12 protein-coding genes are annotated in these 14,910 nt (G+C 68.4%); 4 read left to right on the top strand and 8 right to left on the bottom strand.

The annotated features are described in order from the left end of the window. Window position 1: 1 nt before the first annotated feature. Window positions 2-820 carry a hypothetical protein gene (locus tag PK98_RS00830; protein ID WP_081996121.1) on the top strand — a complete coding sequence of 273 codons (819 nt, stop codon included), beginning with the start codon at window positions 2-4 and terminating at the stop codon, window positions 818-820. Window positions 821-835: 15 nt separating this feature from the next. On the opposite strand, the gene PK98_RS00825 is transcribed toward PK98_RS00830, so the two are convergent. Beyond that, a complete protein-coding gene (locus tag PK98_RS00825; protein WP_039093573.1) occupies window positions 836-2,953 on the bottom strand; it encodes an acetate--CoA ligase family protein in 2,118 nt (705 codons plus the stop codon). 27 nt (window positions 2,954-2,980) lie between these two features. Further along, the gene (locus tag PK98_RS00820; RefSeq protein ID WP_152608495.1) at window positions 2,981-3,841 is read right to left on the bottom strand and encodes a p-hydroxycinnamoyl CoA hydratase/lyase; all 861 of its coding nucleotides are present in this window, start codon (window positions 3,839-3,841) and stop codon (window positions 2,981-2,983) included. Window positions 3,842-3,951: 110 nt separating this feature from the next. Between PK98_RS00820 and PK98_RS00815 the strand changes: the two genes are divergently transcribed. From PK98_RS00815 to PK98_RS00805, 3 genes are read left to right on the top strand one after another with little or no spacing between them, the layout of a single operon-like run. Continuing rightward, window positions 3,952-4,374: a MarR family winged helix-turn-helix transcriptional regulator gene (locus PK98_RS00815; RefSeq protein WP_039093572.1), complete on the top strand. Its 423-nt coding sequence runs from the start codon at window positions 3,952-3,954 to the stop codon at window positions 4,372-4,374. Between the two features lie 46 nt (window positions 4,375-4,420). Continuing rightward, window positions 4,421-5,020 carry a phosphatase PAP2 family protein gene (locus PK98_RS00810; RefSeq protein WP_052207833.1) on the top strand — a complete coding sequence of 200 codons (600 nt, stop codon included), beginning with the start codon at window positions 4,421-4,423 and terminating at the stop codon, window positions 5,018-5,020. A gap of 31 nt (window positions 5,021-5,051) precedes the next feature. Further along, a complete protein-coding gene (locus PK98_RS00805) occupies window positions 5,052-6,236 on the top strand; it encodes an acyltransferase family protein (RefSeq protein ID WP_039093571.1) in 1,185 nt (394 codons plus the stop codon). Here PK98_RS00805 and PK98_RS00800 read toward each other — a convergent pair. The 6 genes from PK98_RS00800 to PK98_RS00775 all read right to left on the bottom strand — a co-directional run bounded on the left by PK98_RS00800 (window position 6,226) and on the right by PK98_RS00775 (window position 14,817). Beyond that, window positions 6,226-8,523 (bottom strand): FdhF/YdeP family oxidoreductase, encoded by a 2,298-nt coding sequence (locus PK98_RS00800; RefSeq protein WP_039093570.1) that lies wholly within the window; start codon window positions 8,521-8,523, stop codon window positions 6,226-6,228. The two genes, PK98_RS00805 and PK98_RS00800, sit on opposite strands and share 11 nt — an antisense overlap. Before the next feature lie 62 nt (window positions 8,524-8,585). Further along, on the bottom strand, window positions 8,586-9,728 hold the full coding sequence (locus PK98_RS00795; protein ID WP_039093569.1) for an HlyD family type I secretion periplasmic adaptor subunit: 1,143 nt from the start codon (window positions 9,726-9,728) through the stop codon (window positions 8,586-8,588). Between the two features lie 5 nt (window positions 9,729-9,733). Beyond that, on the bottom strand, window positions 9,734-11,893 hold the full coding sequence (locus PK98_RS00790; protein ID WP_052207831.1) for an ATP-binding cassette domain-containing protein: 2,160 nt from the start codon (window positions 11,891-11,893) through the stop codon (window positions 9,734-9,736). Next, the gene (locus PK98_RS00785) at window positions 11,890-13,212 is read right to left on the bottom strand and encodes a TolC family protein (RefSeq protein WP_081995976.1); all 1,323 of its coding nucleotides are present in this window, start codon (window positions 13,210-13,212) and stop codon (window positions 11,890-11,892) included. Before PK98_RS00785 ends, PK98_RS00790 begins: the two co-directional genes overlap by 4 nt. Before the next feature lie 173 nt (window positions 13,213-13,385). Further along, entirely contained in the window at window positions 13,386-13,970 is a 585-nt protein-coding gene (locus PK98_RS15840; protein ID WP_052207829.1) for a nucleotidyltransferase family protein, read from the bottom strand. Continuing rightward, the gene (locus PK98_RS00775; RefSeq protein WP_161792382.1) at window positions 13,963-14,817 is read right to left on the bottom strand and encodes an XdhC family protein; all 855 of its coding nucleotides are present in this window, start codon (window positions 14,815-14,817) and stop codon (window positions 13,963-13,965) included. Before PK98_RS00775 ends, PK98_RS15840 begins: the two co-directional genes overlap by 8 nt. Window positions 14,818-14,910: the final 93 nt, after the last annotated feature.

Here is a 14,910-nt window from a genome sequence, read left to right as displayed (position 1 = left end):
GATGGCGCCCCCTGCCCTGCCCGATGAACCTGCATTGACGCTGATCGCCCGGCTGCGACAGCGCCTTGGCGACCGCGCCATCGGCATTGCCGTGGCCGTCGGCATCGAGGTGCTGCTGCTGCTGATCCTGCTGACGCTGGGCACCGGCATCACCCGGCCGGGGGAGCCTGACGGTCCGGCGATCACCGCGTTCGACGTCGCGCCCGCTGCTCCACCTGTGGAAGAGGAAAGCGAAGCCACAACGGCGGCTGAACCGGTGCCGGAACCGGCGGAAACGCAGCCGACCCAACAGGAACAGCCACCGGCGCCCCGCCCCACCGTGGCTGACGTGCCCGCCCCGCCGCCGCCGGCGCTGGTCCTGCCCCGGCCCGCGACCATTCGCCCGCCAACCCCTGCCACCGCACCGCCGGCCCCTCCGCGCCGGCCCCCCGCTGCGCAGGGGCCGGTCTATGGCCCGCCCGCGCCGCCGGCGGGCGCGGGCGTTCCCGGTGACACCGAACGCGTCGGCAGCGCACCCAACGGGGAGCCGATGTATGCCGCCCGCTGGTACCGCGAACCCACCGACAACGAGCTGGCAGGCTATCTGTCGACCGCCACCGGGCCGGGCTATGGCCTGATCGCCTGCAAGGTGGTGACGGGCTACCGGGTGGAGGAATGCACCGGCATCTCCGAACAGCCGCAAGGGTCCAACCTGCTGCGGGCCGTGCTGGCGGCTTCGTGGCAGTTCCGGGTGCGCCCGCCGCGCATTGGCGGCAAGGAACAGTTCGGCGAATGGGTGCGGATCCAGATCACCTATAGCAACCGCCAGGTTCCGCGCTGACCCGGCGGCGGACGTTCAGTCCGTCAGCATCAGGGCGTCGAGCGGCATGACGCCTTCGCCTTCGGGATAGATGATCACCGGGTTGAGATCGATTTCCCGGATAGCGGGATTGCCCGTCATCACCTGCCCGACCCGCACGATCAACGCGGCCAGCGCCGCGACATCCAGCGCCGGGGCACCGCGATAGCCACGCAGGATCGCCGCCTGCTTCAGCTGCAGCAGGCCGCCATGCACGGCTGCCTGATCCATGTCGGGCGTGAACAGCGTCACATCTCCCAGGATTTCCGCCGTCACCCCGCCGAAGCCGGCCAGGACTACCGGCCCCCATTCGGGATCCGACCGGGCCCCGACGATCATCTCCGTGCCCATCCGCCCCATCGCCTCGACCAGCACGCCATCCAGCACGATGGCGGCATCATAGGCGCCAACATTGTCGAAGATGCGGGCAAAGGCCTGCTCCACGGCACCGGCATCCCGCAGGTGCAGTATCACGCCGCCGGCATCGCTCTTGTGGCCCAGGGCGGCGCTCTGCGCCTTCATCACCACGGGATAGCCGATCGCCTCTGCCGCAAGCACCGCCTCGGCCGCGCTGGCGGCGAACTGGCCCGACGGGAAGGCGATGCCGGCACCGCGCAGCAGCGCCTTGGCGCGGTATTCCGGCACCATGCCCCGCACCCCGCCCAGGTCAGGCAAGGCGATCGGCGGCCGCGTGCGATCGGTCAGGTCGCGGCGCGACAGGTCGGCCAGGCGGGCAATCGCGCGATAGGCGCGCTCGGTGCTGGGGAACCACGGGATGCCGGCTGCGCGCAGGTCCGCGACATATTCCGGCGGCACGTCGGCGCCTGCATCCACCCCGGCGAAGATCAGCGGCTTGCCTGCCACATTGCCGCCGGCGGCCCGGATGATGTGCGGGAACTTGATCCGGCTGGTGACGGGGTCCGACTGGATGATCGCCGCCACGACCGATCCCACGCGTTCGTCCGCCAGCAGGGCGGACAGGACGCGGGTGTAGATCTCCGGCTCCGCCAGCCCCGCCGCGGTGATGTCCGCCGGGTTGGAGACAGGCACGAAGTCCGGCAGCGCCGCGCGCAAGGCCGGGCTGTTCGCGTCGTTCAGGTCGACCAGATCCAGGCCGAGATCCTCCGCGATGTCGAACGCCAGGCCGCGCAGCGCGCCGCTTTCGCCCAGCACCGCCATGTTGACGCCCGGCAGGCTGGGGCAGCGCAGCGCGATCTCCGTGATGTCGCCAAGCTCCTCCAGCGTGTCGGCGAAGATGATGCCCAGCCGTTCCAGCTTGGCCCGCATCAGCTGGTGATCGCCAGCCATGGCGCCGGTATGCGTGGCAGCGCTCTCGCGCGCCCGGCTGCTCTTGCCCGGATGCAGCAGCACCACCGGCTTGCCGGCCGTGCGGGCACGGGCCGCCGCGGCCATGAAGGCGGCCGGCCGGCGGACGCTTTCGACATACAGGCTGATGACGTGCGTGGCGGGATCGTCCACCAGCCAGTCGATCACATCCTCGACCCCCAACGCCGCCTCGTTGCCGGTGGAGACGGAGGTGGAGACATGGCAGCCGCGCGGATGCAGCGTCGTCGCCAGCACCGCAGCCAGCGCGCCCGACTGGCTGGCGATACCCACCGACCGTGTGCCGGCGGGCGGCACCTGCATGTTGGTTTCCACGAACGAAAGCGGCACGCGATCGACATAGTTGGTCGCGCCCAGGCAGTTCGGCCCTTCGATCACCATGCCATGCGCTGCGGCGATGTCCGCCAGTTCGCGCTGCTCCGCCTCGCCCGCCTCCCCCGCCTCGGAGAAGCCGGCCGAGTAGATCACCACCGCCCCGCAGCCCCGTGCCGCCAGGTCGCGTACCGCTGGCAGCACGAAGGCGCGCGGGATGGCGAGCACGGCGCAGTCGATCCCGTCGGGCAGGTCGGCCACATCATGCCACACCTTCAGGCCCAGCAGTTCGTCGCGCTTGGGGTTCACCGGATAGATCGTGCCCGCAAAATACTGCACCAGATTGTTCAGCAGCGTGGCGCCCAGCGCACCTGGCCGGTCCGATGCGCCGACCACCGCGACGGAGCGGGGGCGCAGCAGCCGGTCGAGCTGTTCGTTGGTATAGCGTCTCTGGCTCATGGCCGTTCTCCCCTCCCGCCGTTTCGCTCAGCCGTCCTGCAGCTTGCTGGTGTCGAAGGTGCCCAGACCCGGCTTGTAGCTCTTCTCGTCCAGGAACTGCTTGGTGGCTTCCTTGCGCGCTTCCTTGCCGCCGAAGCTGTGCAGCGCCTCCTGCGTGCGAATCTGGTATTCCAGCGCATTGTCGTAGGTCATGTCGACGATGCGGCGCATCACCCACTTGGTGGCGCGCAGGGCATGGCCGTCCTTCTTCTTCAGCGCCTCGCAGATTTCCAGCACGCGGTCCTTCAGCCGCTCGGCCGGCACCGCTTCGGTGATCAGCCCCTGCTCCTCCGCCTGGCGGCCAGTCAGGTTCTCGCCCATCATGGCGTGGTACATGGCCTTGCGGAACGGCATCAGTTCCTGCGCCACCTTGGACGCGCCGCCGCCCGGCAGGATGCCCCAGTTGATTTCCGACAGGCCGAACTGCGCCTCTTCCGCCGCGATCGCGATGTCGCAGCCGAACAGCGGGCCGTAGCCGCCGCCGAAGCACCAGCCGTTGACCATGGCGATCGTCGGCTTCTCGTACCAGCGCAGCCGTTCGAACCAGCCGTAGCTCTCCCGCTGGCTCTGCCGGACCGCGCCCAGGCCCTTGTCCTCGTTCATGCGGAAGTATTCCAGCAGGTCCATCCCGGCGGTCCACGCGGTGCCCTCGCCCGTCAGGACCAGCACCTTCACGTCGTCCCGGAACTCCAGCTCCTCCAGCACCTGCTTCATGCGCCGGTTGAGCCGCGGGCTCATGCAGTTGCGCTTGTCCGGTCGATTGAAATACACCCACGCAATATCGTCGGCGACCTCGTAGCGGACGGTCTCTTCCTCCGGGCGGGGATCGGGCTGGGACGGCATGGCCATGTCACTCTCCTGCTGGTGGACGGCTGCACCGGATCGTGGCGCCCCGGCCTGTTGAACCCGGAATAACCGCCCAGATTGCTATGCGCAACAACAATGACTAGGATCCGACCATGACCGAGCAGCTCAACGATCCCCTGCCAATGCTGCCTGGCTATGCCCTGCGTCGTGCGGCCAACGCCTGCGCGGCGGAGCTGGGGGTGCGGCTCGCCACGCTGGACCTCCGGCAGTCGGAAGCCAGCGTGCTGATCCTGATCGGCGCCAATCCGGGCGTCACCGCGGCGGCGCTGGGCCGGCAGCTGGACATCCAGCGCGCCAACATGGTGCCGTTGCTGAAGCGGCTGGAGGAAGCCGAGCTGATCGACCGCGCCCCGATCGACGGCAAGAGCCAGGGCCTGGCGCTCAGCGAGCCGGGCATCGACCGGATGGCTGCGGCACGGACGATCATCGACACATACGAGGCCGAACTGCTCGCCCGCCTGCCGGCGGAACATCGTCCCCATCTGCTGCCCGCACTGGCCGCGCTCTGGCGGTGAGGGGTCGCGCTCCCTAGCTTGACGGTAGCAATGGGAGCAGAAGTGGATGCCGGATACGACCGAAGAGATCGCACAGGCGGCAGAGCCCCTGTTCGAACTGGATCGCAAGGCCCGCGACCTGCTGCATCCGCATTATCGCACCCCGCTGGTTCGAGTGCTGCGCGTGATCGGAGAGGCGGGCGACCAGCCGGAACTGCGCCTGCTATGCGCCGGCGTCGCGGTGGCAGGCGTGCTGCGCGGCGACCTGAAGATGGTTCGCGCAGGTGCCCGCATGCTGCTGGCGCACGAGGTCGCCACGGCGGCCAAGAGTGCGGTGAAGCAGTCGGTCGACCGCTGGCGCCCCCGCAGTTCCGCCGACGGCAAGGAACACCGGCCGCAAGCCGGCGGAGACCGGGACAAGGAGCTGTCCAGCTTCCCGTCGGGCCACAGCGCGGGCGCTCTGGCGGTGGCGGGTGCCTTCGCGGCAGAATATCCGCAGCATCGCGGCATGGCGCTGGCCGCAGCGGGTGTGGTCGGTGCCATCCAGGTGCCGACCTGCGCCCATTATCCCAGCGACGTGCTGGCCGGATGGGGTGTCGGCGGTGCTTCGGCGGGGCTGGTCAACTGGGTGCTGGCGCGCGTCAGGAGGGGAACCGAAACGCCTTGAACGGCTTGCTCCCCGTTGGGGGGAAGTACCATTGACCAGCACGACTGCGGCACCGCCGCGTGAACATTACTGGGACACGCTGCGGGCCGGCGCCATGCTGCTCGGCATCCCCTATCACGTGGCGCTCTGTTATCGACCCGGACAGGACTGGATCGTACGCACCGGCGAAGGCGTGCCCGGCATGGCGCTGCTGGCGGAGCTGATCCACCTGTTCCGCATGCCGACCTTCTTCCTGATCGCCGGCTATTTCGCCGCCATGCTGCTGGTGCGGCGGGCGCCGGGCGCCTGGCTGGGCGGGCGGGTCCGGCGACTGGGGCTGCCTTTCGTCGCGACGATCCTGACGCTGGTGCCGCTGCTCAATCTCGCCTGCGAGTTTTCGACCTTCCCGCCGGCCGAGGCCCTGCGATCCTTCCGCGACAATGCGCTGACATCGGGCGGGTACTGGGTGCGGCACCTGTGGTTCATCATCGTGCTGCTGTATTGCAGCGCCATCGTCGCCGCCCTGGTGCGCTGGATGCCGGGCCTGGCTCGGCAGCAGGTCGCCTCCCGCACCGATGCCGCACTCGCCCGCCATCTGCCGCTTGCGCTGCTGGCAACGGCCACGATCGTGGGCCTGTGGCAGGGCGCGGTGGTGGAGGCGTTCTGGGACTGGGGCTTTGCCACCAACCTGTACCAGCAGATCCTGCGGATCGACGAGTTCATCGCCTACCTGCCGTACTTCGCGCTGGGCTGCCTGCTGCAACGAATGCCGGCGGTGCAGGCGAAGTTCGGCCAGCTGAGCCCGGCCGTGATGGTAATCGCGATCGTGGCCACGATCGTGTCGGTGCGCTGGGGATCGGAGGTCCACCCGGCAACCGGTCGCTTCATCGCCACCTTCGCCGCGCTGGCATCGACGCAGGTGCTGGTGGCCGCGGCGCGCACCTGGTTCGACCGGCCGAGCGCTGGCGTGCGCGCGGTGACGGAGGGCGCGTTCGTGATCTACCTGTTCCACATGCCGATCGTGATCGGGCTGGCCTGGCTGGGTCAGGAGGTTGCCTTGCCCACCTGGCTCAAGGTGGTCGCCGTCAATCTGCTGACGCTGGCGCTGTCGTGGGGCGCATGGCTGGTGATCCGCCGCTCCGGCACACTATCCCTGGCCTTCAACGGGGTGCGTACCCCGCTCCCGCTGCACCGGTCCGGCACCGGCGCAGCGGGTGGCGATCCGGTCAGGTTCTGATCCGGACGGGAATGCTCTTGGCCGCAGGCGTCTTCGACATCTCCTCGTGATACCATAGCGGCATCAGGGGGTTCAATTCGGGGAAGTAGCCGGCCAGCGTGCCAGCGGGCAGGTCGTATGGCGTCACGGTCAACCCGCCGACCTCGCGCACGACATCGTCACCCGCATCGCCGACCAGCGTCACGACCTGCCCTTCACGCAGGCTCAGCCGCTCCATTTCGGCTGGGCTGACCAGTACGATCATGCGTGATCCCGACAATCCGCGCAGCCGGTCCGAATGGCCGTAGATCGTGGTGTTGAACTGGTCGTTGGAGCGCAGCGTGACGAGGTGGAAGCGGTTCTCTGCCCGGCCGACCCCGGCAGCGTTGAGCACGGTGGGTGTGGTGAACTCCGCCTTGCCGCTATCGGTCTTCCAGATCCGTTCGCGCGCGGGATTGCCGCGGTAGAAGCCACCAGCCTGCCACATGCGGACATTCATGTCATGGAACTGGTCGGGCCAAGTGCGGGCGATCAGGTCGCGCACCAGACTGTAATCCGCCGTCCATTCCTGCCACGGAGCCTTGGGATCTGGATCAAGCGTCGCCTGCGCAATGCCGGCGACAATCGCCAGCTCCGACTTCAGCAGTTCGCTGGCGGGCGTGCGTCGCCCTTGCGAGCCATAGATGTGGCTGAAGCTGTCCTCCATGCTCACCGCCTGCGGACCGCCCGCCTGCATGTCCTCCTCCGCCCGCACCAGGCACGGCAGGATCCAGCCGCTCTTGCCCGGCATGAGGTGCGTGGTGTTGAGCTTGGTCGCGACATGCACGGTCAGTTCCATGTCGGCCCACGCGGCATGCGCCTGCTCATGTTCAGGGATCGCCATCGCCAGATTGCCCCCCAGCCCGATAAATCCCTTGTTCTCGCCTGTCAGCAACGCTTTCACGAACTCGACGGTGGTGTGACCATCCTCCATCGGCGGCTCGAAGCCGAACAGTTCGCGGTATTTGTCGTTCGGGGCCAGCTCGGCCTTCTCGGTGATGCCGACGGTGCGCTGGCCCTGCACGTTGGAATGGCCGCGGATCGGATTGCAGCCGGCGCCTTCGCGGCCGATATTACCGCGCAGCAGCAGCAGGTTGACCAGCAGGCCGATCGTCTGCCCGCCATGCACATGCTGGGTCACGCCCATGCCGTAGATGCCGATGACCCTCTCGGCATTGCAGTAGACGTCGCCGGCTTCCTCCATATCGGGGCGGGTCAGGCCGGATTCCGCCTCCAGCGCGTCCCAGCCGATCGTGTTTAGCTTGGCCAGGAACTCGTCGATCCCATGGGTGTGCTGTTCGATGAAGGCATGGTCCAGCACCGGCCGCGCACCCGTTTCCTGCGCCGCCCGCTCGCGTTCCAGCACGCGCTTGCACAGGCCCATGATGGCCGCGATGTCGCCACCGGGGCGCACCTGCAGGTACATGTGGTTCATCTTCGTGGGCGTGCCGACCGTCATCTGGATCGGGTTCTGCGGATCGGTGAACTCGATCAGCCCCTTCTCCTTTAGCGGATTGAAGACGATGATCTTGCAGCCGCGCTCTACCGCATCCTTCAGCGGATGCAGGATGCGGGGACTGTTGGTGCCGGGATTCTGCCCAAAATAGAAGATCGCGTCACACTTCGACAGATCCTCGAACGTGCAGGTGCCGACCGGTGAACCGGTCACCTTCTTCAGCCCGACCGAGGTGGTCTCGTGGCACATGTTGGAACTGTCGGGCAGGTTGTTGTGCCCGTACATTCGCGCAAACAGGGCATACAGGTAGGACGGCTCCAGCGCCGCCTTGCCCGATGCGTAGAAGGTGACCGACTTCGGATCGAGTTCCCGCAGCTTCTGCCCGATGGCGGCGAAGGCTGTGTCCCATCCGACCGGCAGATAGCGGTCGGTATTGGCATCATACCGCAACGGCTGCGTCAGCCTGCCCTGCATTTCCAGCTCGTAATCCCCCCATTGCCGCAGCTCGCTGACGGTATGGCTGGCGAAGAGTTCGGGAGTGCAGCGATCGGTGGTCAGGTCCCAGAGGGTGGCCTTGGCGCCGTTCTCGCAGAACTCGAACGCATGGGGGTTCGGCGGCTTGGCCCAGGCGCAGGAAGTGCACATGTAGCCGCCGGGCTTGTTCTGGCGGCTGAGCGTCTCGATCACGCCGGGGCTGGCGCGTTCCTTCAGTGCAATGCGGGCGATGCCCTGCAGCGAGCCCCATCCGCCCGTGGAGTGGCGATATTCGTGCGGCGTCGCCGTTCCGCCCGCGTTATCCTTGCTGCCTGCCATCAACCCGCTCCCGCATTCCTGTTCTGCAACAGGAACGCGCGAACGGGCGATAGTTTCACCAATCACCGTTCGCGCATGGCCTGGTGCGAAGTCTTGAGCAGCGGCTTGGTCAGATATTCGAACACTGTCTGTTCGCCGGTCTTGATATCGGCCGTCGCGGTCATGCCGGGCTGCAGGTCGATCACCTCCCCTTCGCGGCGTGGGCGGAGGTTGGAGATGTCGACCTCCAGGTTGACGCGATAGTAGGTGTTGACCCGGCCATCGGGCCCTTCCTCGCTCAGCGTGTCGGGGCTGATATAAACCACGCGGCCATCCGCGGCGCCGTAGATCGTGTAGTCGTACGCATCGAAGTTCACCCGCGCCTCCTGCCCCTGCCGGACATAGGCGATGTCACGCGGCGGCACCTGGGCCTCCACGATCAGGCGATCCTCGGTCGGCACGATCTGCAGCACCTCATCCCCTGGCGCCAGCACGCCGCCAACCGTGGTCAGCCGCACATTCTTGACGATGCCGTTCGCCGGCGCGACCAGATTGGCCGATTGCAGGGAGCGTTCACGCTGCGCCAGGGTCTGCTGCGCGGCGACCAGCTCCTCCTCCGTCTGGGTGAATTCGGTCTGCAGGTCCTGGATGTACTGGGAGCGGATGTTGCTCATCTGCCCTTCGGTCTGCACCACCTCGCGCCGCATGCGGATGATCTCCGACCGGGCGACATCGCCGCTGCCGACCAGCGGCTCGTTCAGCGACAGCTCCTCGCGCTGCAGGCGGGCCATGGAGTTCAGCGATCCCAGCTCGGACTGCAGTGCCGCACGGCGGCGCTGGAACAGCTGGCGCTGGTTGGTGACGAATTCGGGGAACTGCGACACCGATGCCGGGAAGGTGAGCGGCCGGTCGAACAGTTCCGCATTGATGCGGGCCATGCGGCTCTGCAACGCGGCGACCTGGGCCCGGGATTCCCGGACGCCGGCGTCCAGCTTCACACGGTCCAGCTCGACCAGCAGCTGCCCTTTCTCCACCTTGTCGCCTTCGCGCACGTTGATGGCGGCGATCGGGCCGCCCTCCTCGCTCTGCACGATCTGCACGCGACCGAACGGGATCGCCTTGCCGGGGGCGCGGGTCACCTGGTCCAGCGTCGCCCAGTTGGCCCACAGGATGAAGCCGATCAGCGCAACCGAGATGGTGATGATGATCCAGTAGGACGTACGCATGCGCGTCACGACGCGTTCTCCTCGTCCGCCGCTTCCGCGGGCGGTCGCCTGATGGTGGTGGTCACGCCGCCTTCGGGCGGGGCGACGGGACGCGGTGGCTGGGGCTGGCCCTGCGGGCGGCGGGGCGCCAGCTCGGCGATGATGTCCTTGGCCCCGCCATCGCGGATGATCCGGCCTTCGCGCATCACGATGATGCGGGTGAAGCGGGGCAGCAATTGCAGCTTGTGCGTGACGATCACCAGGATGTCGTCGGCCGCGAGCTGCCGGTCGATCGCATCCAGCACGGCACCTTCGGTCACCTGGTCCAGCGCGGCGCTGGGCTCGTCCAGCAGCCAGACCGACGGCGCGGCGTGCAGCAGACGGTTGAGGCCGACCAGGCTGCGCTGCCCGCCGGAAAGGCCGCGGCCGCCCTCCTGGATCTGCATGGCCAGGCCGTTCGGGTGGGAGGAGATCATCACCTCCAGCCGGGTTTCCTTGGCCTTCTCCATGATGGCGGCGTCGCTGATCTCGCCCAGCCCCATCGCCAGATTGTCACGCAGCGATCCGTTGATCATGCGCGAATCCTGCGGGAGGTAGCCGATGTGCCGCCGCACGACCTCTTCCGCCACCTGGTTCAGGTCCAGCCCGCCGATCAGCGCGGTGCCGGTCTGCGGGGCATAAAGGCCGGTCAGCAGCTTCAGCAACGTCGACTTGCCCGATCCGATACCGCCGACGATGGCGATACGTTCGCCGGGAGAGATCACCAGCCGGTCGATCTGCACGGCCTGGCGGCCACCGGCATAGGTGAAGCCGGCATCGGTCAGCACGATCGGCCCCGACAGGTGGTCGGGCCGCAGCGCACCGGACGAGGTCGCCGGATCGAGCGGCAGCTGCAGGATGCCGTCCAGCGCCCGCAGGGACGACTTGGCATAGCTCCACTGCACGATCAGCGTCGGCAGCTGCGCCACCAGCGGGCCGTTGATCCGCCCGGCGATGATGGAGCAGGCGAGCAGCGCGCCGGTGGTGATCATCCCCTGCGCCGCCATCCACGCGCCCCAGCCCATGATCAGGACGTAGGACACCTGCTGCAACGTGGAGAACATCGTGCTCGACAGGGCAGAGGCCCGCTTCACGGGATCCTCGTAATGGTGGATCTCGCGGATCAGCGCGTTCCAGCGGCCCATCATGAACCACGTGCCGCGATTGGCCTTCACCATCTCGGCGGCGTCCAGCGATTCCACCAGCATGCCGTTCTTGCGATTGCCGCTGACCTGCGCGCGGTCGGCCCCGGTGCGGATCACCCGCGACAGGATAAGCGCCATTCCCACCGCAATCGGCAGGCTGGCGATCGGCACCACGGCCAGCCAGCCGCCGATCATCGCGATCACGATGATGAAGAACAGGGCAAAGGGCAGGTCGGCCAGCAGGAACAGCGAGCCGGAGGACATCACCTGGCGGATCTGTTCCTGCCCGCGCAGCTGCGATGCCAGGGTGCCGATACCCGGCGGCCGGGCATCCAGCCGGATCGCCTGCGCGCGGGCGAAGAAGAATTCGCTCACCTCCGCATCGATGGAATTGGCTTCCTTCTCCACCAGCACGGCCCGCAGCGCGCGCAGCGCGAGGTCGAGCACCAGCGCGAACATGACGCCCGCCGTCAGCACGTACAGCGTGTCGAAGTTCCCCAGCGGGATGACCCGGTCATACAGCTGCATGGAATAGAGCGAGGTCGCCAGCGTCAGGATGTTGGCGAAGACGGTGGCCACCCCGGCCATCACCAGCGCACCTCGGCGCCGACCGATCGCCCGCCTGAACACGTCGATCGCCTTCTCGCCGCCGCCCGCCAGCGGATCGGGCAGGCGCATGCGATAGAAGCGCTGGTCACCGTCGAACGCCAGCAGCCCGCGTTCGCCCGCCAGCAGCATGGCATCGGGGCTGTCCCACTGACGCACCACGGACCAGCCGCTGGCGGCATCATAGACCAGCAGCGGGAACTGGTCGGGCCGCGGCCGCCCCTCGATCCGGGTGGGATAGGGCCAGCCGAGCACGCCACACAGGCCGGCCAGTGCATCCGCATCGTCCGACAGCTCGTAATCGCCGAGCTCCGCGCTCCATTGCGGAGACAACGGCGCGCCGGAAGCGCGGGCGTATGTCTCGATCGCCCGGATGATGCTGCCCTGCCCGCTCATTGTGTGTTCCCTGTCGGCATTGGTCCCCAACGGCAGGACAGCGCCAGGATGCGCGCGGCGGAGGTGGCGGCGGTGACCCGGGCCTCGCTTTCCGACAGGCGTGCATTGGCGGCTTCCCGCACGGCATTCATGACGTCCAGCCAGCTGCGCCGGCCGGCAATGAATTGCCGCTGGTAGGATTCGATCAGATCGGCCGCGGTGTCGGCGGCAAAGGCGCCATAGGCGATGCGGTCCTGCGCGGCACGCAGCTGTACGTAATCGGTCTGCAGCTGTTCGCGCAGCTCCCGCTCGGCCTGGCCGAACTCGGCAAAAGCGCGCGCGATGCGTGCCTCGGCGCTGTCGATCGCGGCCAGGCGGGACAGGCCGCTGCCCGTCTCTGCCCGCACGACCAGCGCGGCGCGGGCGCCGATGATCTCGTTCTGCGACAACTGGAAGAGCACCTGGGGCAACAGTTCGCCCCGTGCGACCCGGCGCCGTGCCTCGGCGGCATCCACCTGGCTCAGCAGCGCCTGCAGCGTGGGGCTGCACTGCAAGCCGTCCGCCACCGCCTGCTCCAGCAGGGGCATGGCTTCCGCGCTGACCGGCGGCGGCAGGACCGGTACGACCGGCACCCCGCCCGTCAGCTGCAGCAGCCGGGCGCGCGCACGATCCTGCAGCTCGCGCGCACCGGCCAGCTCCAGCTCGATCTGTGCAACGCGGGACCGGGCCAGCGTCAGGTCGACCTGCGGCGAGACCTCCTGCGCCACGCGCCGCTCGATCGAGCCGACCAGGATGCGATGCTGTTCCAGGCTGTCGGTCAGGACGCCGATCCGCTCCTCGCCCAGCACCTGCTGGTAATAGGCGGTCGTGACATCGATGGTGATCTGCCGCGCAGCCTCGCCGATACGTTCGCGTCCTGCCCGCGCCGCGGCATTGGCGCTGTCGATCTCACCGCTGATTCGCCCGCCGGACCACAGCGGCTGTTCGGCCACGATGTTGGCGGTCAGCCCGTCACGATCTGCGAAGTTGCTGCCGCGAGTCGCGGCCAGCGCCTCCACCCCCAGGTTGGGGTAGCGCAGCCAGCGGGCGCCGCGCAGTTCGGCATCGAGCGCCTCGCTCTCGGCCTCGGCCGCGTTCACGATCGGATGGGTAGTGACCGCCAGCGCCGCGGCACGATCCAGCTCCGCCGGGATGGTGGCCGGTGGCGGCAGGTTCTGCGGGCCGATATCCGCGGCAGGCGGCCCGTAGACCTCCTGCGCCCGGGCATGCGGCACCGCCACCCCGGCCAGTAAAAGCGCGGCATGAAACGACAGCGGCAATCGGCGAAAAGCGTGCAGCATGTACAATTGCTTCAGGCAAAACGATCGGCGGTGAACCCGAGATCGCGGAAACGGTCAGCCGCCCAGACCCCCCATGGACCGTGAGCCAGAATGCTTCGTAGTTGCGCTGTCGTTATGCGTTGCGTGAACGGCCGTCAAACGGGATCGGCAGACGGTCATCGTACAGACGGTGATTAGGCGTGACCTTGCAACAGCATGACAACAGCCTGTGCCAGCCCGGCTGCATCGTCCACGTCCAGCAACGCGGCGGCCGGCGCGCTGACGAGCGCCAGGCCGGCGATCGTGCGCAGCAGGCCGGCCGCGCCGCTGTCGCCTGCAAGGCTGGCGAGCTCCGGCAAGATGCTCGCCGGCAGCAACGCCGGCACGCCCGGCCGGCCGGGCGCATGCGCCACCGCCGCGGGCGCAGGGGACGCCAGCAGGCGGCGCAGCAGGGCCGCATCCACCAGCGGCATGTCGGCCAGCAGCACCAGCAAGGCGCCGGCGCCCTGCTGCATCGCTGCCCGCGCGGCACAGGCGAGCGAGGTGCCGAGGCCGTCCTCGCTTGCCGGATTGACAAACAGCGGCCAGCCGGACTGTTGCGCGAACCCGGGCACCTGCGGCGGCACGATGATGATGCGCTGCACGATCCCCGCCTGCGCCACTGCCTGCAACGCCCAGGCGCCGAGCGGGCGACCGGCGCACCGTGCGTCCAGCTTGCCGCCGCCAAAGCGCCGCCCCCGGCCCGCGGCAAGCACCGCCGCCAGAACCTGCTCAGCCATGGGGGTGCAGCTGCTCGTGGCGCTCCACCACCTGCGCCAGCACCGACAGCGCCAGCACCAGCGGTTCGCGGGTACGGGGGATCAGGCCGATCGGGCTGACGATCCGGGCAAGATCGTCGGTGGTGAAGCCGGAGTCGGCGAGCTGCTCCAACCGCTGCACCCGCGTGCGCGCACCGCCTTGCGCGCCGATCAGGAAGGCCGGGGTGCCTAGCGCCCATTGCAGCAGTGGCTGTTCCCACTCGTGATCGTGATACAGCAGAACGATCGCGGTCCACGGATCGACTGCGACGCCCGCCGGCGCATCGCCCAGCGCCATGCCGGCCCCGGCCTGCTCCACGGCGATCCCGGCGGCCGCCGCGAGATGCACCAGCGCAGCAGGCTCCGGCCCTTCCCCGAACACCAGCAGCCGCGGTGGCGGAGTATAGTGGCGGGTGAACGGTTCTTCCGGACCCGCAGCCAGCGGCAGCGAAGCGGCCCGGCGCGCGTCCAGCAGCGCGATCGCCTGCCGGCAGGCGTCGCGGTCAGGGGCCGGGTCGATCAGCACGTCGATGCCGCTGCCGCAAGGGAGGCGAAAGTCGATCTGCGGGGATCCGGCGCCGAACCTGCGGACCACCGGCATGCCGACCCCGCCCAGCTGCTGCAGTTCGCTGACCAGCTGTCGCTCAAGGCAGCCATCGGCAAGGCTGCCGGTCATCTGCCCGTCGGCCGAAACAGCCAGTTGCGCACCCAGGCGCCGGGAGTAGCTGCCCGCGATCCCGACGATCGTGCACAGACCCACGTCGTCCTGGCAAGCTGCGCGCAAGGCGGCGCGGTCATCGTCGGGGGCGCTCGGAAGCAGTTCGGTCAAGGTCACGCAGAGTCAGGTAGAGACGGGCGAGTGCCGTGTGAAGGTGGCTCGCCCCAGCCATTCGGCGCCCGATCCGACCGGGCTGCCGGGTTG

It is taken from the genome of Croceibacterium mercuriale, assembly GCF_000802385.1.
GTDB lineage: Bacteria > Pseudomonadota > Alphaproteobacteria > Sphingomonadales > Sphingomonadaceae > Croceibacterium > Croceibacterium mercuriale.
This window is presented reverse-complemented; position numbering and strand designations above follow the sequence as displayed.

What these genes read in the sequence shown, in the direction of transcription:
- PK98_RS00830 (WP_081996121.1), top strand. Translation starts at nt 2, where the DNA reads ATGGCGCCCCCTGCCCTGCCCGATGAACCTGCATTGACGCTGATCGCC.
- PK98_RS00825 (WP_039093573.1), bottom strand. Translation starts at nt 2,953, where the DNA reads ATGAGCCAGAGACGCTATACCAACGAACAGCTCGACCGGCTGCTGCGC.
- PK98_RS00820 (WP_152608495.1), bottom strand. Translation starts at nt 3,841, where the DNA reads ATGGCCATGCCGTCCCAGCCCGATCCCCGCCCGGAGGAAGAGACCGTC.
- PK98_RS00815 (WP_039093572.1), top strand. Translation starts at nt 3,952, where the DNA reads ATGACCGAGCAGCTCAACGATCCCCTGCCAATGCTGCCTGGCTATGCC.
- PK98_RS00810 (WP_052207833.1), top strand. Translation starts at nt 4,421, where the DNA reads ATGCCGGATACGACCGAAGAGATCGCACAGGCGGCAGAGCCCCTGTTC.
- PK98_RS00800 (WP_039093570.1), bottom strand. Translation starts at nt 8,523, where the DNA reads ATGGCAGGCAGCAAGGATAACGCGGGCGGAACGGCGACGCCGCACGAA.
- PK98_RS00795 (WP_039093569.1), bottom strand. Translation starts at nt 9,728, where the DNA reads ATGCGTACGTCCTACTGGATCATCATCACCATCTCGGTTGCGCTGATC.
- PK98_RS00790 (WP_052207831.1), bottom strand. Translation starts at nt 11,893, where the DNA reads ATGAGCGGGCAGGGCAGCATCATCCGGGCGATCGAGACATACGCCCGC.
- PK98_RS00785 (WP_081995976.1), bottom strand. Translation starts at nt 13,212, where the DNA reads ATGCTGCACGCTTTTCGCCGATTGCCGCTGTCGTTTCATGCCGCGCTT.
- PK98_RS15840 (WP_052207829.1), bottom strand. Translation starts at nt 13,970, where the DNA reads ATGGCTGAGCAGGTTCTGGCGGCGGTGCTTGCCGCGGGCCGGGGGCGG.